The organism is Enterobacter sp. RIT637, from assembly GCF_019718755.1.
Classification (GTDB): Bacteria; Pseudomonadota; Gammaproteobacteria; order Enterobacterales; family Enterobacteriaceae; genus Enterobacter.
This window is the reverse complement of sequence record NZ_JAIHAZ010000001.1, coordinates 161,437-177,979: the sequence shown is the minus strand read 5'-3', so window position 1 is coordinate 177,979 and position 16,543 is coordinate 161,437. Positions and strand designations below refer to the sequence as shown.

General features: G+C 63.0%; 17 protein-coding genes and 1 pseudogene. 6 read left to right on the top strand and 12 right to left on the bottom strand.

Features of this window, described 5'->3' with window-relative positions; all coding sequences use genetic code 11:
• Window positions 1-37: 37 nt before the first annotated feature.
• The 7 genes from hpxK to hpxU form a co-directional block, all read right to left on the bottom strand.
• Entirely contained in the window at window positions 38-1,267 is a 1,230-nt protein-coding gene (gene hpxK, locus K5E19_RS00765; RefSeq protein ID WP_221549610.1) for an allantoate amidohydrolase, read from the bottom strand.
• Complete coding sequence (locus tag K5E19_RS00760; RefSeq protein ID WP_221549609.1) at window positions 1,264-2,505, bottom strand: alanine--glyoxylate aminotransferase family protein; 1,242 nt, start codon at window positions 2,503-2,505, stop codon at window positions 1,264-1,266. The genes hpxK and K5E19_RS00760 overlap by 4 nt, the downstream gene beginning before the upstream one ends.
• Window positions 2,506-2,518: 13 nt before the next feature.
• Window positions 2,519-3,256, bottom strand: a complete 738-nt coding sequence (locus K5E19_RS00755; protein WP_023327069.1) for an amino acid ABC transporter ATP-binding protein — start codon at window positions 3,254-3,256, stop codon at window positions 2,519-2,521.
• Window positions 3,237-3,893, bottom strand: a complete 657-nt coding sequence (locus K5E19_RS00750; protein WP_213328423.1) for an amino acid ABC transporter permease — start codon at window positions 3,891-3,893, stop codon at window positions 3,237-3,239. Before K5E19_RS00750 ends, K5E19_RS00755 begins: the two co-directional genes overlap by 20 nt.
• Window positions 3,893-4,558, bottom strand: a complete 666-nt coding sequence (locus tag K5E19_RS00745; RefSeq protein WP_029741842.1) for an amino acid ABC transporter permease — start codon at window positions 4,556-4,558, stop codon at window positions 3,893-3,895. The genes K5E19_RS00750 and K5E19_RS00745 overlap by 1 nt, the downstream gene beginning before the upstream one ends.
• A gap of 4 nt (window positions 4,559-4,562) precedes the next feature.
• Window positions 4,563-5,345 (bottom strand): transporter substrate-binding domain-containing protein, encoded by a 783-nt coding sequence (locus K5E19_RS00740; protein ID WP_041910577.1) that lies wholly within the window; start codon window positions 5,343-5,345, stop codon window positions 4,563-4,565.
• Window positions 5,346-5,536: 191 nt separating this feature from the next.
• A complete protein-coding gene (hpxU, locus tag K5E19_RS00735) occupies window positions 5,537-6,376 on the bottom strand; it encodes a MurR/RpiR family transcriptional regulator HpxU (protein WP_032658113.1) in 840 nt (279 codons plus the stop codon).
• Between the two features lie 142 nt (window positions 6,377-6,518).
• On the opposite strand from hpxU, the gene hpxW reads away from it, so the two are divergent.
• The 4 genes from hpxW to hpxZ are packed head-to-tail and all read left to right on the top strand — an operon-like array spanning window position 6,519 to window position 10,078.
• Entirely contained in the window at window positions 6,519-8,102 is a 1,584-nt protein-coding gene (gene hpxW, locus K5E19_RS00730) for an oxamate amidohydrolase (RefSeq protein WP_221549608.1), read from the top strand.
• Between the two features lie 10 nt (window positions 8,103-8,112).
• A complete protein-coding gene (hpxX, locus tag K5E19_RS00725) occupies window positions 8,113-8,301 on the top strand; it encodes an oxalurate catabolism protein HpxX (RefSeq protein ID WP_047648137.1) in 189 nt (62 codons plus the stop codon).
• Window positions 8,298-9,695 carry an AtzE family amidohydrolase gene (locus tag K5E19_RS00720; protein WP_221549607.1) on the top strand — a complete coding sequence of 466 codons (1,398 nt, stop codon included), beginning with the start codon at window positions 8,298-8,300 and terminating at the stop codon, window positions 9,693-9,695. Before hpxX ends, K5E19_RS00720 begins: the two co-directional genes overlap by 4 nt.
• Complete coding sequence (gene hpxZ / locus K5E19_RS00715) at window positions 9,692-10,078, top strand: oxalurate catabolism protein HpxZ (protein WP_221549606.1); 387 nt, start codon at window positions 9,692-9,694, stop codon at window positions 10,076-10,078. The genes K5E19_RS00720 and hpxZ overlap by 4 nt, the downstream gene beginning before the upstream one ends.
• A 69-nt stretch (window positions 10,079-10,147) precedes the next feature.
• Here the strand turns inward: hpxZ and puuE are convergent, their stop codons facing one another.
• From puuE to K5E19_RS00700, 3 genes and pseudogenes are all read right to left on the bottom strand, one after another.
• Window positions 10,148-11,080 carry an allantoinase PuuE gene (gene puuE, locus K5E19_RS00710; protein ID WP_221549605.1) on the bottom strand — a complete coding sequence of 311 codons (933 nt, stop codon included), beginning with the start codon at window positions 11,078-11,080 and terminating at the stop codon, window positions 10,148-10,150.
• A gap of 14 nt (window positions 11,081-11,094) precedes the next feature.
• Window positions 11,095-11,840 (bottom strand): annotated as a pseudogene (locus K5E19_RS00705) (aspartate/glutamate racemase family protein); the annotation flags it as partial.
• A complete protein-coding gene (locus K5E19_RS00700; protein ID WP_010429412.1) occupies window positions 11,840-12,556 on the bottom strand; it encodes a GntR family transcriptional regulator in 717 nt (238 codons plus the stop codon). The gene K5E19_RS00700 and the pseudogene K5E19_RS00705, both read right to left, overlap by 1 nt.
• Window positions 12,557-12,700: 144 nt before the next feature.
• On the opposite strand from K5E19_RS00700, the gene K5E19_RS00695 reads away from it, so the two are divergent.
• Window positions 12,701-14,197, top strand: a complete 1,497-nt coding sequence (locus K5E19_RS00695) for an NCS1 family nucleobase:cation symporter-1 (protein WP_221549603.1) — start codon at window positions 12,701-12,703, stop codon at window positions 14,195-14,197.
• A 99-nt stretch (window positions 14,198-14,296) separates the two neighbouring features.
• The gene (gene guaD, locus K5E19_RS00690) at window positions 14,297-15,616 is read left to right on the top strand and encodes a guanine deaminase (protein WP_221549602.1); all 1,320 of its coding nucleotides are present in this window, start codon (window positions 14,297-14,299) and stop codon (window positions 15,614-15,616) included.
• Here the strand turns inward: guaD and uraH are convergent.
• On the bottom strand, window positions 15,596-15,919 hold the full coding sequence (gene uraH / locus K5E19_RS00685; RefSeq protein ID WP_221549601.1) for a hydroxyisourate hydrolase: 324 nt from the start codon (window positions 15,917-15,919) through the stop codon (window positions 15,596-15,598). The genes guaD and uraH overlap by 21 nt on opposite strands.
• Entirely contained in the window at window positions 15,916-16,416 is a 501-nt protein-coding gene (uraD, locus tag K5E19_RS00680) for a 2-oxo-4-hydroxy-4-carboxy-5-ureidoimidazoline decarboxylase (RefSeq protein ID WP_221549600.1), read from the bottom strand. The genes uraH and uraD overlap by 4 nt, the downstream gene beginning before the upstream one ends.
• Between the last annotated feature and the right edge of the window lie 127 nt (window positions 16,417-16,543).

Below are 16,543 nucleotides of genomic sequence, written 5' to 3'. Positions count from 1 at the left end.
CGTAGGCCCGTGCAAGCGTAGCGCCGCCGGGCAATACTCAGGTCGCACCCAGCGTTCTCACCGCCCGCCCAAACGCCTCAATCGCCAGGGCAACATCCTCAGCCATCACCGATTCCGCAGGATGGTGGCTGACGCCCCCTTTGCAGCGCACAAACAGCATCCCAACCGGCCAGCGTTCCGCCAGCGCGATGGTGTCATGCCCGGCTCCGCTCGGCAGCGATAATGAGCGCCCCTGCACCGATTCAACGGCCTGCCCCAGCAGATTCTGCAAACGCGCATCGCACGGCGTGGCGGCGATACGGTAAAACTCCTCGGCGCTGAAGCTCAGCCCACGACGAGCGGCAATGGCCTGCGCCTGCACCAGCAGTTCCGCGAGCAGCGCGTCAAGCGGGCCATCCTGCGGGCCGCGAATATCCAGCGAGAGCGCAACCTCGCCCGGAATAACGTTGACCGCACCGGGCAGGCAGCGCAGCTCCCCGACCGTCGCCACCTGATTACCGCCCCGCTGTCGGGTGGTGTTTTCGATCAGCACCATCCATTCAGCGGCGGCGGCCAGCGCATCCTTACGGTGACTCATCGGCACGGTTCCCGCGTGTCCGGCCTCTCCGGTGAAGCGGCAGTTGAGGCGGCGCGCGCCGTTAATGGCTTCCACCACGCCCAGCGCCAGACCTTCCTGCTCCAGACACGGCCCCTGTTCGATGTGCAGTTCCAGACAGGCGCTGAAATCGTCCTGATGGCGTGCCGCGAGCGCCACGCGGGCGGGATCTAATCCTGCCTGCACCATCGCCTGCGCCACGCTGATGCCGCTGGCATCGCAGGTCTCCAGCCAGCCCTGCGGCCAGGTGCCCGTTATGCCCCGGCTGCCTAGCAGGGTGATGCCAAAACGGGTTCCCTCTTCGTCGCCAAAGCCGACAATCTCGATGGCCTGGGCCAGATGCAGCCCCTGCCGGTGCAGGCTGTCCACCACCTCAATGGCGGTGAGCACCCCGAGCATGCCGTCGTAGCGCCCGGCATTGCGTACGGTATCCAGATGCGAGCCGAGCAGCACCGCCTGCGCCCCTTCCTGCTGGCCTTCATAGCGACCGCAGATATTGCCCACGCTGTCCTGCCAGACGGTCATTCCCGCCTGGCGCATCCACTCTCCGACCAGCTGGTTGGCCTGCAGATGCTGCGTGGAGAGATAGACCCTTGTCAGCGCATCCGGGGTTTCGCTGATGGCGGCCAGCGCGTCGGCGCGCGCCATCACCCGTTCTGCCGCCGGGCTCATTGCGGCGTCTCGCGGCGATAGTGGTCCCACGCGGCCTGCATGGCGGCACCCTGCGTGGTGGTGAATTTCAGGTAGTTCAGCACCGACTCCAACGCGCTCAGGGTGGTCATCACGCAGTCCTTGCGCGCGTTGTAGCCCATGGTGCCAATGCGCCACACTTTGCCGTGCAGCGGGCCAAACGAGGTGCCGATTTCAATCCCGAAATCCTCCAGCATCAGCTTGCGCACCTGGTCGCCGTTGACGCCCTGCGGGATAACCACGCCCAGCACGTTGTTCATCTTGTGCTTCAGGTCGCCAAAGGTCTCCAGCCCCATCGCCTGAATGCCCTTCAGCAGTGCATCGCCGTGCAGCTTATGACGCGCGATGCCGTTATCCAGCCCTTCCTGCAGGATCAGCCGCGCGCACTCGCGGGCGCCAAACAGCGCGGTCGTGGCTTCGGTGTGGTGGTTCAGACGCTCCGGGCCCCAGTAGTCCATCACCATGCCGAGATCGAAATAGTTGGAGTAGATCATCTCCTCGTCGCCGTCGCGGTGGGCGTCGGTGCGGATGCCCTCCTCAACGCATTTGCGGCGGCGGATCGCCTCCTCCATGTGCGCGCTAAGGGTGATCGGCGACGTGCCCGACGGGCCGCCGAGGCACTTTTGCATCCCGGCCGAGACGGCGTCCAGCCCCCAGGCGTCGGTCTCCAGCGCGTTGCCGCCGAGCGATGCGGTGGCGTCGGTGTAAAACAGCACGTCGTAGCGGCGGCAGATGGCACCCAGCTCCGCGAGGGGCTGCAGCATGGTGGTGGAGGTGTCGCCCTGCACGGTCAGCAGCAGGCGCGGGCGAATACGCTTAATCGCATCCTCGATCTGGTCCGGGGTGAACACCTCGCCCCACGGCACCTCGATGGTATGTACCTCCGCGCGGCAGCGGCGGGCAATTTCGCACAGCAGATGACCAAAGCGGCCAAAGACCGGCACCAGCACCTTATCTCCCGGGCGAATGGCGGAGACCAGAATGGCTTCAATTCCCGCGCGGGAGGTGCCGTCCACCAGCATCGTCCAGCGGTTCTCGGTGCGGAACACCCCGCGATAGAGCGCCATCACCTCGTTCATGTAGTGGGTCATGGCCGGATCGTACTGGCCGATCAGCTGGCTCGACATGGCGCGCAGCACGCGCGGGTCGGCGTTGATCGGGCCCGGCCCCATCAGCAGGCGCTGGGGCGGGTTGATTTGCGGAAAGCGTGCGATATCCATTGTTAAGTCCTTATCAGTTGAGGCCGCGCACGGAGGAGATGAACTGCTTCAGTTCCGTGGTCTGCGGGTTGGCGAACAGCGTTTTGCTGTCGCCCTGCTCCCAGACTTTCCCCTGGTGCATAAACACCACGCGGTCGCCCACTTCGCGGGCAAAATTCATTTCATGGGTAACCAGTATGAGCGTCATCCCCTCGGCCGCCAGCTGTTCCAGCACCTTGAGCACTTCACCCACCAGCTCCGGGTCGAGCGCGGAGGTGATCTCGTCACAGAGTAAAACTTTCGGCGACATGGCCAGCGCCCGGGCAATGGCCACGCGCTGCTGCTGGCCGCCGGAGAGGCTCGACGGGTAGTAATCCAGGCGATCGCCTAAGCCGACCTTCTCCAGCATCTGCTGCGCCAGCGCCCGGCATTCGGCGGCGCTTTTCTTCAGCACCCGACGCGGGGCGAGCATCACGTTTTCCAGCGCCGTCATGTGCGGGAACAGGTTGAAACTCTGGAACACCATCCCGACCGAGCGGCTGATTTCCCGCGCCTGAGAATCCCGGTCGGTAATGGTCATGCCGCCCAGCTTGATGCTGCCGTCCTGATAGCCTTCCAGTCCGTTGATGCAGCGCAGCAGCGTGCTTTTGCCCGATCCGCTGCGCCCAATAATGGAAATCACCTGGCCCATGTCGATATCCAGATCGACGCCCTTGAGCACGTGGTTATCGCCGTAGTACTTCTGCACCTGATTAATGGTGATGAGAGGCATTGAATTTCGTCTCCAGATAGCGGCTGTAGCGCGACAGCGGATAACACAGAATAAAGTAGCCGAGCGCTACCAGCGCAAAGACCTTAAACGGCTGATAGGTCACGTTGGTCAGCATGGTCCCGGCCTTGGTCAGCTCGATAAAGCCGATAATCGACGCCAGCGCGGTACCTTTAATCACCTGCACGGCAAAGCCGACCGTCGGGGCGATGCCGATGCGCAGCGCCTGCGGGGCGACGACGCGAAACAGGGTCTGGCCAAAGGTCAGCCCCAGACAGCGCGAGGCTTCCCACTGCCCTTTCGGCAGCGCGCGAATGCTACCGAACCAGATATCGAGCAGAAACGCGCTGGTGTAGAAGGTTAATGCCAGCGAGGCGGCGGTCCACGGCGAAACGTCGATGCCGAACAGCGCCACGCCGAAGAAGGCCAGGAACAGCTGCATCAGCAGCGGCGTGCCCTGAAACAGCTCAATATAGCCGCGGATGATGCGCTTCACCGTGCGCCCGCCCGTCAGGCGCAGCAGCAGGAGCGGCAGCGTCACCGCCGCCCCGCCGACAAACGCCACCAGCGACAGCAGCACCGTCCAGCGTCCGGCCAGCAGCAGGTTGCGAATAATGTCCCAGTCGGTAAAGGTGGTCATCATGCCTGCACCCCCAGCCATTTGCGTCCCGCCGCCATCATCAGCTGGCGCAGGGTAATCGACAGCGCTAAGTAAATCCCGGTTGTCACCAGATAGACCTCAAAGCTCAGAAACGTTCTGGACTGGATCAGGTTGGCGGCGAAGGTCAGCTCTTCATACGAGACCTGCGACACCACCGACGAGCCGAGCATCACAATAATGCACTGGCTCACCAGCGCCGGGTAAATGCGCTGCAGCGCGGGCGGCAGCACCACGCGAATAAAGGTCTGCAGGCGGGTCAGCCCCAGCACGCGTCCGGCTTCCCACTGTCCTTTCGGCGTGACCTGAATGCCCGCGCGGATAATCTCGGTGCTGTAGGCGCCCAGGTTCACCACCATGGCCAGCAGCGCCGCTTCCCCCGCCGTCATCTTCAGCCCGAGATTCGGCAGGCCGAAGACGATGAAAAACAGCTGCACCACAAACGGCGTGTTGCGGATGATTTCCACGTACGCGCCCCAGATACGGCTGAACCAGGTGGTGCGTCCGCTGCGGATCGCCGCCCCGAAAATGCCTATCGCCAGCCCGCCGACGGTCGCCATCACCGTCAGTTGAACGGTGACCCACAGCCCCGCCAGCAGCTCCGGCCAGTGCGGCCAGAGCGCGGAGAAATCAAGTTGCTCCGTCATCGGCTCAGGCGCCAAGGTTTGCCGGCAGCGGGGCCTTCAGCCATTGCTCAGACAGGCCGTTCAGCGTGCCGTCCTTGATGCCCTGCTCAATCAGCGCATCCACTTTTGCCTTCAGGGCCGGTTCGTTTTTCTTCAGGCCGATAAAGCACGGCGAATCTTTCAGCATAAAGCTCGGCACCGGGGCTTTATCCGCGTTCTGGCGCGAAATGGCCGCCACCACCAGGTTGCCGGTTGCCACGTACTGCACCTGTCCGGAAAGATAGGCGGAGAGCGTGGTGTTGTTGTCTTCGTAGCGCTTCACGTTCGCGTCTTTCGGCGCCAGGCCGGTCAGCACCATGTCCTCCACCGCCCCGCGCGTCACACCGATGGTTTTTCCGCTCAGCGCGGCGGCGTCCTTCAGCTCGGCGCCTTTCGGGCCAAACACGCCGAGGAAGAACGGCGCGTAGGCGCGGCTGAAGTCGATCACCTTCTCGCGCTCCGGGTTTTTACCGAGGCTTGAAATGACCAGATCCACCTTATCGGTTTGCAGGTACGGCACGCGGTTGGCGCTGGTCACCGGCACCAGCTGCAGCTTGAGCTTCATCTGTTTGGCCAGATAGCGCGCCATGTCGATGTCATAGCCTTGCGGCTGCAGATCGGTCCCCACCGAGCCAAACGGCGGGAAGTCCTGCGGAACGGCAATGCGGATAGTGCCGCGCTTCTCGATATCCTGAAGCTGGTCAGCCTTTGCCGGCAGCTGTGTGAAGAGGCATGCGGCCCCGGCCAGTGCAATCAACAATTTTTTCATGGTGCTTCCCCGTAACGTTAACATGAAACAAAAGATTCTTTGAGTGTGATTTTGCAACTAATGTGCCAGATAAGGCGAAGCGGGAAATATTGTTGTGAAGCCTGATAAAACGCGGACGGGGCGAAAATGCTCTCCATTTTCGCCCCGTCTGGCCGCACCATTTCAATGCAAAGCACCAGCCTGATGCCCCATTATCGTTGTTCGAGTTCGTCCAGCTGCTGGTAGAGGGAGGCAATGTCGTGAATGCGCGGACGGCCTTTATCGAGAATTTCATGCAGGAAGGCGTTTGCCAGCAGGTTGATCAGACTGTTGACCGAGGAGTAGCTGTCATAGGCCGAGACGCTGTCCAGCGGGGCGCAGAGCTGCCAGCTCGCCAGCGGAAACAGGCTGTGCGCCTGCGGCTCGCACATCAGCAGCACCGGAATACCGCTGCTCTGAAGCTGCTGCATCAGTGGGCGGATAATGCGCGGGCGGCGGCGAAAGGCCATCATGACCACCAGATCGTCCGGCGTTAAATCCACCAGCTCTTCGCCCAGGCTCTGCCCCGGCTGCGGCAGGACCAGCACCTGACCGCGCGCCTGCAGCAGCTGCTGGCGCAGGTGCAGCGCCGCCGGATAGGCGTTACGCATGCCGATAATAACGATGCGCCGCGCCTTCACCATGCAGGCCATGGCGTCGGCAAACTGCTGCGCGTCGAGGGCATTGACCCACTGGGTCAGGTTCGCCATCTCCTGCTTATAGTGGCGCGCCAGCAGCGTATTGCCCTGCACCGCGTCGCGGTTATCGGTGAGCGGCATCCCGCTCTGGCGCAGGGTGCGCAGCTCGTCGCGCATGTCCTTATATTTCTCATAGCCCAGACGCTTAAACAGACGGCTGACCGTGGCTTTCGACACCCCGCTCAGCTGCGCCAGCTCGGCGCTGTTATAGCTAATCAGATCGTCAAAATGATCGAAAATAAAATCCGCCACCCGCTGCTCCTGCGGCGACAGCGACGGGTACTGTGCTTTCAGACGTTCATCCAGTTGTTCCATAGCGCCTCTGTAACTTTTGTTTCATCACATTTTGCCTTTCATTCTACCTTTCATTATACGTGCCAGTTTACTGAAACTTTTCTTTCAGAACTGGAACAGCTTTTGCAGCACCTTGTGCCTTTCAGGGTTACGAGGATGCTTCATGCAAAGTAATGTCTCCACGCACGGCATGGCCGTTGCGCCCCACCATCTTGCCAGCCAGAGCGCGCTGGCGGTGCTGCGCGAAGGCGGCAGCGCCATAGAGGCAATGGTCGCCGCGGCGGCCACCATTGCCGTGGTTTACCCGCACATGAACGGGCTGGGCGGCGATGGCTTCTGGCTTATCGTGCCGCCGGAAGGCGAACCTGTCGCCATTGACGCCAGCGGCGCGGCGGGTTCTCGCGCAACGCTCGCCGCCTACGACGGTCTGGTGCACATCCCCCATCGCGGACCACAAGCGGCGCTGACCGTCGCCGGCACGGTGAGCGGCTGGGACGAGGCGCTGAAGGTCTCCCGCGAGATGACCGGCAAGGCGCTGCCGCTGGCCCGCCTGCTGGCCGACGCCATTGAGTATGCGCAGAACGGCACGCCGGTCACGGCCTCTCAGGCCCACGCCACGGCCAGCAAATTCGACGAGCTGAAGGACGTCCCCGGCTTCGCGGAAACCTGGCTGGTGGACGGTAAGCCGCCAGAGGTCGGCAGCCGCTTTTACCAGCCCTCCATGGCCACGACCCTGACGCGCCTGGCGGAGGACGGTCTGGACAGCTTTTACCGCGGCCCGCTGGCGAACGTGCTGGCGCACGGCATGGAGACGCTGGGCCTGCCCGTGACGCTGGCCGATTTACACGCGCACGCTGCCCGGCGCACCGCGCCGCTGAGGCTGCAGCATCAGCAGGGGGAGATCTTTAACCACGCCCCGCCGACGCAGGGGCTGGTCTCGCTGGCGATACTCGGCATCACCGACCGCCTGAATATGGCAGAGGCCGACGACGCCGACAGCATTCACCGCATCGTTGAAGCCACCAAGCTGGCCTTTGGCCTGCGCGATGCCCACATCACCGACCCGCGAGAGCTGAAAACCGATATTCAGGGTCTGCTGGATCCCGCCGCTCTGCAGGCGCTTGCCGACAGGGTTGACGACGGCCGCGCCGCGCCGTGGGGCACCGGAAAAGGCCCCGGCGATACGGTGTGGATGGGGGTAATGGATAACAGCGGGCTCGCCGTGTCGTTTATCCAGAGTATCTATCACGAGTTCGGCAGCGGCGTGGTGCTGCCCGACACCGGCATCGTCTGGCAGAACCGGGGCGCATCGTTCAGCCTCGATCCGGGGCATCTTCTGGCCCTCGCGCCGGGCAAGCAGCCCTTCCATACCCTGAACCCGGCGGCGGCGCGTCTTAAGGACGGGCGCGTGATGGTCTATGGCTCCATGGGCGGCGACGGCCAGCCGCAAACCCAGGCAGCGCTTTTTACCCGCTACGCGATTCAGGGCGAGCCTTTACAGGAAAGCATTTCCCGCCCCCGCTGGCTGCTGGGGCGCACCTGGGGACAAACCTCGGACACGTTAAAGCTGGAAGGACGCTTTACCGCTGAGACGGTCTCGCAGCTCCGCGCGCGGGGACATGAGGTGGAAATATTCCCTGACTTTAGTGAAGCGATGGGCCACGCGGGCGCGATTGTTCGCCACCCCAACGGGCTGTTCGAAGGGGCATTTGACCCGCGCAGCAACGGCACGGCCGCCGGATTCTGAGGAGAAAACAATGACGACACCACAACCCGACTGGCAGGCGTATCTGGCGCAAATGGAGTCCGTGCTCGGCGTAGAGCTGGACGATGCCCGCCGCGCCGAGCTGCAGCTGCAGTTCAGCCGCATTGCAAGCATGGCTGCCCCGCTGATGGCGCTGCCGCTCGACGACCGTCTGGAGATCGCAGGAGTATACAAAGCATGAGGCTACACGAGATGAGTATCAGCGCGATCCAGCATGCGCTGAGCGCAGGCGAGCTGAGCGCTCGCGAGATTGCCCGCCAGACGCTGGAAGCGATTGCGCGCGTGAACCCGCAGATTAACGCCTGGACCGCCGTGACGGAAGAACGCATGCTCGCCGAGGCCGAGAGCATCGACACCCTGCGCCGCGAAAAGCGCCCCCTGCCGCCGCTGGCGGGCGTGCCCTACGCGGTAAAAAACCTATTCGACGTTGCCGGTCACACCACCCTTGCCGGGGCAGAGCTGTTCAGCCAGCGCCCTGCCGCGGCCGCTGACAGCTTCGCGGTGCGCCAGCTGCGCAGCGCGGGCGGGCTGCTGACCGGGATGGTGAATATGGACGCCTACGCCTACGGCTTCACAACCGAAAACAGCCACTACGGCACCACGCGTAACCCGCACGATCTGGCGCGCATTGCGGGCGGATCGTCCGGCGGTTCAGCCGCCGCCGTGGCCGCCGGGCTGGTGCACTTTTCGCTCGGCACCGACACCAACGGCTCGATTCGCGTTCCGGCCTCCCTGTGCGGCATCTATGGCCTGAAGCCCACCTTTGGCCGCCTGTCGCGATCCGGCAGCCATCCGTTTGTCGCGAGCCTGGATCATATCGGCCCCTTTGCCCGCCGCGTGTGCGACCTGGCATCCGTGTACGACGCGCTGCAGGGGCGGGACAGCAGCGACGGTTTTCAGGCAGAGAGCTCGCGCGAGCAGACGCGCCCCCTGCTCGACCGGGGGCTTGACGGCCTGCGCTGCGCGGTGCTCGGCGGCTACTTCACCACCTGGTGCGATGCGGATGCCAGAGACGCCGTGGCGCGGGTGGCGAAGGCGCTCGACGTGCAGGATGAGCTGCTGTTCCCGGACGCCGAGCTGGCGCGCTCCGCGGCGTTTATCATCAGCGCCTCCGAAGGTGGAAATCAGTACCTGCCCGCGCTTCGCCGCGAGCCCGAGCGTTTTGAACCGCACTCCCGGGAACGCCTGCTGGCCGGGGCGATGATCCCCTCCGCCTGGTACATTCAGGCCCAGCGGTTTCGCGCGCACGCCCGGCAGGCGTTTAAAACTCTGTTCGCGCAGGCCGACGTGCTGATCGCCCCGGCAACGCCGCGCAGCGCAACACTCGCGGGTGAGCAGACCATGGAGATTAACGGCCAGCCGCTCCCCATTCGCGCCAGCATGGGGATGCTGACCCAGCCGATTTCATTTTTGGGCCTGCCCGTGACCACCGTTCCGCTGCGCACCGCCCAGGGTGCGCCGATTGGCCTGCAGCTGATTGCCGCGCCGTTTAACGAGCAGGCCTGCCTTCGCGTCGCGCGCGTGCTGGAGGAGAGTGGCATCACCGATGCCCGTCCGGCGGAGGTGCCCGCATGATGAATCACGATGACATTAACCTGCCGTGGGTGGTTGCCGAGGTGACCGCCGCGTTTTACCGCTATGAAGACGCGCTGGTGAGCAACAACGTTGCGGTGCTGGACGAGCTGTTCTGGCACGACAAAAACACGGTGCGTCTGGGGGCGGGTGAAAACCTGTACGGGATTGATGAAATCCGCACCTTTCGCGCGGCGCGCCCGTCCGCCGGGTTACAGCGGACGTTGCGCCACACCGTCATCACCACCTTCGGGGAGGATTATGCCGTGTGCAGCACCGAGTTTACCCGGGAGGGCACGGAACGCATTGGCCGCCAGCAGCAGACGTGGGTGCGGTTTGCCTACGGGTGGCGGATCGTGGCGGCGCAGGTGAGTTTGATGGTGTAACGCCACCGGGAATACGGGGTCCTGTAGGCCGGGTAAGGCGCAGCCGCCACCCGGCTAAACACGGCACACTTATTTCTGAAACGGATGCACCTCCCGCCAGTGGTCGGCAATCTGCTGGCGGGTACAGACCCACACCCGCTCATGCTGCTGCACGTAATCCAGGAACCGCTGCAGCGCGCGAAAACGCCCCGGCCTCCCCAGCAGGCGGCAGTGCATGCCGATGGACATCATCTTCGGCGCACTTTCCCCCTCTTCGTACAGCACGTCAAAACTGTCCTTCAGGTAGGTATAAAACTGCTCGGCGGTGTTAAACCCCTGCGCGGTCGCGAAGCGCATGTCGTTCGCATCCAGCGTATAGGGCACAATCAGGTGCGGTTTTTGGGTGCCGTCGCCGCAGGCCACTTCCGTCCAGAAGGGCAGATCGTCGCCGTAGTAGTCGCTGTCGTAGTCGAAGCCGCCGTGCTCCACCACCAGCTGGCGGGTGTTGGGGCTGTCGCGCCCGGTGTACCAGCCCGTCGGCGGCTTGCCGAACAGGTCGGTCAGCACCTGCACCGCCTTGTGCAAGTGTTCGCGCTCCTGATGGATATCCATGTGCTGATAGTGGATCCAGCGCCAGCCGTGGCTCACCACGTCGTAATCCGCGCCCTTGATTGCCTCGACAATCTCCGGGTGACGCGCCAGCGCCATCGCCACGCCGAAGACCGTCAGCGGCAGGCCGCGCTTTTGAAATTCACTGTGGATCCGCCAGAACCCGGCGCGGCTGCCGTATTCGTAGAGGGAGTCCATCGACATGTGTTTATCCGGGTAGCTGGCCGCGCCGATAATGTCCGACAGGAACTGCTCGGAACCGGCATCACCGTGCAGAACGTGGTTTTCCGCCCCTTCCTCATAATTGAGCACAAACTGCACGGCAACGCGCGCCTCATTCGGCCACCGTGCGTGCGGCGGGTTGCCCGCGTAGCCGCGCAGATCCCGCGGGTAATTCTGTTCAAAAAGCGCCATTACGTCTCCCCTCACCTTAAAATGGATTCAATGCCTGAAACTGTCCGCTTAACGCTTTTTTCTCCGGGAAGGCCAGATCCCCGTGCTTGCTGGTCGACAGTCCCAGCGCCACCAGCGATTCCACCATCTTCACCGCCGCGCTGACGCCGTCGATCACCGGCACGCGCAGCTCGCGGGTCAGTTCCTGCGCCAGCGTCGCCATGCCGCCGCAGCCCAGCACGATAGCGCCGCAGCCGTCCTCTTTCAGCGCCTGTATACAGCGCGCGCGCACCTTCTCCTGCGCCAGGCCGCTGCCGTCTTCCAGCGCCAGCACCGGGAGATCGATAGCGTGCAGCGCCGCGCACCTGTCCTGAAAGCCATACTGGTGCAGCAGATGACGGGCAATAATCAGCGTACGCGGCAGCGTGGTCACCACCGAAAAGCGCGTCGCCACCAGCGTCGCCATATGCATGGCGGCTTCGGCGATGCCGACCACCGGCCCCTGCGCCAGCTCGCGCGCCGCCAGCAGGCCCGGATCGCCAAAGCAGGCGATGACGTGACCGTCCACGCCCTGCTCTCTGCCGAGTTTGACCTGTTCGAGAACCCCCACGGCGGCGATGGCCTCATCAAAGTGGCCCTCGATAGACGGCACGCCCGCGCTGGGGCAGACCGCGAGGATCTCCGTATCCGGTGCCGCCACCGCACGGGCCGCCGCGCCGATGGTTTCCGTCATCGCGAGGCTGGTATTGGGGTTAATCACTTGTATACAGACAGAGGACATTACGACTCCTTGTGGCCGGCAAACAGCCGGGCAAAATCGGGCAGGCACTCGCCCGCCCGCTCGAAGCAGAGGCTGGCGACGATATGTTCAAAATGGTGCATTAAGGCATCGCTGAGCGGCTGGAGCGCCTTCTGGCGCAGCAGATCCACAAGCTGTTCGTGATCGTTGCAGCGGCAGCCCTGACGCCACGGCGCGCCCCAGGTGGCAATCACCAGCGAGGAGCGCTGGCTCAGGCCGGTCACCATCTCCGTCAGCACCTGGTTGCCGGAGATGGCCTGCAGCTGTATGTGGAAATTGGCGGAGTGGCGGATCGCCGCCGGGCCGTCGTACGCCTCGTGCGCCTGCTGCTCCTGGCGAATAATGGCCTCCAGCGCGGCAAGGTGCGGCGGCTGGCAGCGGGCCAGCACGTCCGGCAGGTTGGCGACCTCCAGCAGGGCGCGGGTGCGGAAGATGTGCTGCGCCTCTTCCACCGTCGGGCTGGCGACGTGTGCACCACGCTTGGGCGTTAAGGTGACCATTTGCACAGCCGCGAGTCGTTGCAGCACCTTACGGATGCCCGTGCGGCTTACGCCAAACACCTCGGCCAGCGCCTCTTCCGGCAGTTTGCTCCCCGGCAGCAGCTGATGTTCGACTATCGCGGTCATCAGCGCCTGAAAGATCGATTCATCTTTGTCATGCAGGTCTGGCGCGGTCTGCAGGGCGTTTATGTTGTTCATTCACCACTCCATCTTTTACTCTTCGTTATCGAATCGTATACATAAAAATAAAATATTGCATACAAGATTTATTATTTTGGCCTGGATCCTGCAATACCGTCTGTACTCCCACTCAACGGGTTTTCATTCACAGGAGCAGGTTTCATGCCAAACAGTCAAAACGCGCAGCAGGGTACGGCCGCTGATTCCGGTGCGGTTTACAGCCCACGTCTTTGCAATGAGGATCTGGCACCGACGCGTGACCAGAACTGGAGCTGGTACAACATCTTTTCGTTCTGGATGTCGGACGTTCACAGCATGGGGGGTTATGTAGTCGCCGCGAGCTTCTTTACGCTCGGACTGGCAAGCTGGCAGGTGCTGCTTTGCCTGCTGGTGGGGATTTGCATCGTGCAGCTGTGCGCCAACCTGGTGGCAAAACCGAGCCAGATGGCGGGCGTGCCCTACGCGGTGATCAGCCGTCAGGCGTTTGGCGTCTTCGGGGCCAATATTCCGGCGGTGATCCGCGGGCTGATTGCCTTCGCGTGGTACGGCATTCAGACCTATCTGGCCGCCAACGCCCTGATGCTGGTGGCGCTGAAGTTCTGGCCGTCGCTCTCTTCGCTCACTACCGGCGCGTTCCTGGGCCTGTCGCATCTGGGCTGGATCTGCTTTGCCATCATGTGGGTCCTGCAGGCGATGGTCTTCTGGCACGGCATGAGCGCCATCAAGCGCTTTATTGATATCGCCGGTCCGGCGGTTTATGTGGTAATGCTGGCCCTCGCAGGCTGGATTGTATACAAGACCGGTTTTGACGGCATCTCCTTCACCCTCGCCAGCAAATCCATGAGCGCGGGCGAGCAGACCTGGCAGATGATCACCGCGACCGCGCTGGTGGTGTCTTACTTCTCCGGCCCGCTGCTCAACTTCGGCGACTTCTCCCGCTACGGCAAAAGCATGGGCGAGATCCGCCGCGGCAACCGCTGGGGCCTGCCGTTTAACTTCCTGCTGTTCTCCATCGTCACCGTGGTGATTGTCTCCGGCACCCAGTCGCTGTTTGGCCGCATGATCACCGACCCGATTGAAACCGTCAGCCGCGTGGGCAACGATCTGGCCGTGGCGATTGGCCTGCTGACGATGATCACCGCCACCATCGGGATCAACATCGTCGCGAACTTCGTCTCCCCGGCGTTTGATTTCTCTAACTGCTCGCCGCAGAAAATCAGCTTCCGTACCGGGGGCATGATTGCCGCCGTCGGCTCGATCCTGCTCACCCCGTGGAACCTGTTCAACTCGCCGGAGCTTATCCACTACACCCTGGACGTGCTCGGGGCGTTTATCGGCCCGCTGTTCGGCATTCTGATTGCCGACTTCTACCTGATTAAGCGCGGCAAGGTGTCGGTTGACGACCTGTTCGACGACACGCCAAAGGGCAAATACTGGTACCGCAACGGCTTTAACCCTAAAGCCATTGGCGCGCTGATCCCGTCCGTGGCCGTGGGCCTGGTGATTAGCTTCATCCCGGCCCTGCATGAGGTGGCGAACTTCAGCTGGTTCATCGGCGTCTTCCTCGGCGGCGTGACCTACCGCTGGCTGGCGCGGGAAGATCGCGAGACGGCGGGCGCAACGTCGTTCAGCTCCCGCGTGGCAACGCAAAAAGAGTAACTCTCTCCTTCCGGCCGCAGCGTGTCTGCGGCCCGTTCATTCTGGCACCGTTCTTGCTGCGCCTTATCACCCCGCTACGCAAACACTAAGGCAGGAACCATGATGGATTACCAGACAGCGATCCGCGGTGCATTTTTTGATATTGCCCAGGTCTGCGACAGCGCAGACGCGATTGCCCAACACGCGCGCTACCTTGAGGACGGGCTGCTGTTTATACAGAGCGGGAAAATTCTGGCGCACATGCCGTGGCAGGAGGGCGAGCAGTATCTTGACCCCCACAAGGGCTACACCGACCTGCGCGGCAGGCTGCTGCTGCCCGGTTTTGTCGACACCCACGTCCATTATCCGCAAACGGAGATGATCGGCGCCTTTGGCGAGCAGCTGCTGGAGTGGCTGACCACCTACACTTTCCCGGTGGAGAGCCAGTTTTCCGATGAAGCCTACGCGAAAGAGATCGCCGAATTTTTCATTCAGCAGCTGGTGAGCAACGGCACCACCACCGCGCTGGTGTTTTGCACGCTGCATCCGGAATCGGTCGAGGCGCTGTTTACCGAAGCCCTGCGCCTCAACATGCGCCTTATCGCCGGAAAGGTGATGATGGACCGACACACGCCGGACTACCTGAGCGAAGACGCGAAGCAGAGCTACCGCCAGACGCGGGCGCTGATCCAGCGCTGGCATCACCGTGGACGGCTGGGCTACGCCATTACGCCGCGCTTTGCCCCGACCTCATCCCCCGAGCTGCTTGCCGCGGTCAGCCTGCTCAGAGAGGAGTTCCCGGATACCTGGATGCAGACCCACCTGAGCGAAAACCCCAACGAAGTGGCCTGGGTGAGCGACCTCTGGCCGGAGCACGCGCGCTATCTGGACGTGTATCACCATTACGGCCTGACTGGCGAGCGCAGTGTGTTTGCTCACGCGATTCATCTTCACCACAGCGAGTGGCAGTGCCTGCACGACACCGGCTCGGCGGTGGCGTTTTGCCCCACCTCTAACCTGTTTCTCGGCAGCGGGCTGTTTCGCCTGCCCGCCTGCTGGCAGCACAGGGTGCGGATGGGCATCGGCACCGACGTCGGTGCGGGCACCACCTTCAGCATGCTGCGCACCCTGGGGGAAGCCTACAAGGTCGGCCAGCTTCAGAGCTACCGCCTGCGCGCCAGCGAGGCCTTTTACCACGCCACGCTGGGCGGCGCGCACGCCCTCCGGCTGGACGATAAGATTGGCAACTTCGCGCCCGGCAAAGAGGCCGATTTCGTGGTTATCGACCCTGACGTAACGCCGCTGCAGCGCCTGCGCAATCGCCGCTGTCAGGATATCTACGAGCAGCTTTTTGTGCTGATGACGCTCGGCGACGAGCGCAACATCAGCGAGACCTGGGTCAACGGCGAGCGGGTGTGGTCAACTGCCCCGGTAGGTTGACCACCCGCCGGGCGCAATCACAAACGGCAGGTGGAAGTGCTCGCCTGCCGTTTCTCCCGTCACAAAATCAATTTGCGCGCAGGGGTAGAGCGTGTCGCGACCGGTTTCGCTAAACCACGCGCCGATCTCCGCCACCAGCCGATAGCGGCCTTTCGGCAGGAACGGGACGAATTCGGTGATGCGACCATTTGCGTTGGTCACGCCCGTCGCCATGATTTCGCCCTCCCGTTCGAGATGAACCGTCACGCCCTCTGCGGGTTTGCCCGTCGAAATATCCAGAATATGGGTGCTGAGTGTGCTCATTCGCTAATGACTCCTTCCAGCCGTAGTAACGTAATTTCCCGCAGCTGTTCCAGCGCGGCACGGACTTCCTGCGCGTCGCTGTTCGCCAGCCGCGCGTGCAGCGCCTGTAAAATCTCTTCGCCGCTGCGGCCCTTCGCGCGGATCAGAAAGACGCGCCCGAAACGGGCCTCGTAGCGGGCATTGCCCTCGCGCAGCGCCTGGGCAAGGTCGGCATCGCGGTCATTCACCGCGCCCTGCTCCTGACGCGACAGCGCCGCCTCCGCCTGTGCGCCTGCGGGCTTTTCCCCGATGCGCGGATGGGCGCTCAGGGCTTGCGCCAGCGCCGCTTCGTCCCAGTTTTGCGTCAGCGCTTTTGCCGTACTGAACAATTCGTCCCGGCTGGCGTACGGCCGCCCAAGAGCCAGCGCGTCGGCCCAGTCGGGGAGCGCCACGCAGGGGTGGAGCAGCGAGAGAGCCTCTTTCTCAGGAAGATGATTGAAGTCGTGCAGTGCGATCATAGCGTCTCCTTTATTGTCATCCTCCGGGGTGTTGCACAAACCACGCCACTCTTGTCGCCGGGGTGAAACAGTCGATTCTGTATGGCTGAACAGGAAATTATTGATTCATAAAAAGGCACCTTCACCG

Excerpts from the sequence above, each read along its gene's own strand:
- hpxK (WP_221549610.1), bottom strand. The coding sequence starts at position 1,267 with ATGAGCCCGGCGGCAGAACGGGTGATGGCGCGCGCCGACGCGCTGGCC.
- K5E19_RS00760 (WP_221549609.1), bottom strand. The coding sequence starts at position 2,505 with ATGGATATCGCACGCTTTCCGCAAATCAACCCGCCCCAGCGCCTGCTG.
- K5E19_RS00755 (WP_023327069.1), bottom strand. The coding sequence starts at position 3,256 with ATGCCTCTCATCACCATTAATCAGGTGCAGAAGTACTACGGCGATAAC.
- K5E19_RS00750 (WP_213328423.1), bottom strand. The coding sequence starts at position 3,893 with ATGACCACCTTTACCGACTGGGACATTATTCGCAACCTGCTGCTGGCC.
- K5E19_RS00745 (WP_029741842.1), bottom strand. The coding sequence starts at position 4,558 with ATGACGGAGCAACTTGATTTCTCCGCGCTCTGGCCGCACTGGCCGGAG.
- K5E19_RS00740 (WP_041910577.1), bottom strand. The coding sequence starts at position 5,345 with ATGAAAAAATTGTTGATTGCACTGGCCGGGGCCGCATGCCTCTTCACA.
- hpxU (WP_032658113.1), bottom strand. The coding sequence starts at position 6,376 with ATGGAACAACTGGATGAACGTCTGAAAGCACAGTACCCGTCGCTGTCG.
- hpxW (WP_221549608.1), top strand. The coding sequence starts at position 6,519 with ATGCAAAGTAATGTCTCCACGCACGGCATGGCCGTTGCGCCCCACCAT.
- hpxX (WP_047648137.1), top strand. The coding sequence starts at position 8,113 with ATGACGACACCACAACCCGACTGGCAGGCGTATCTGGCGCAAATGGAG.
- K5E19_RS00720 (WP_221549607.1), top strand. The coding sequence starts at position 8,298 with ATGAGGCTACACGAGATGAGTATCAGCGCGATCCAGCATGCGCTGAGC.
- hpxZ (WP_221549606.1), top strand. The coding sequence starts at position 9,692 with ATGATGAATCACGATGACATTAACCTGCCGTGGGTGGTTGCCGAGGTG.
- puuE (WP_221549605.1), bottom strand. The coding sequence starts at position 11,080 with ATGGCGCTTTTTGAACAGAATTACCCGCGGGATCTGCGCGGCTACGCG.
- K5E19_RS00700 (WP_010429412.1), bottom strand. The coding sequence starts at position 12,556 with ATGAACAACATAAACGCCCTGCAGACCGCGCCAGACCTGCATGACAAA.
- K5E19_RS00695 (WP_221549603.1), top strand. The coding sequence starts at position 12,701 with ATGCCAAACAGTCAAAACGCGCAGCAGGGTACGGCCGCTGATTCCGGT.
- guaD (WP_221549602.1), top strand. The coding sequence starts at position 14,297 with ATGATGGATTACCAGACAGCGATCCGCGGTGCATTTTTTGATATTGCC.
- uraH (WP_221549601.1), bottom strand. The coding sequence starts at position 15,919 with ATGAGCACACTCAGCACCCATATTCTGGATATTTCGACGGGCAAACCC.
- uraD (WP_221549600.1), bottom strand. The coding sequence starts at position 16,416 with ATGATCGCACTGCACGACTTCAATCATCTTCCTGAGAAAGAGGCTCTC.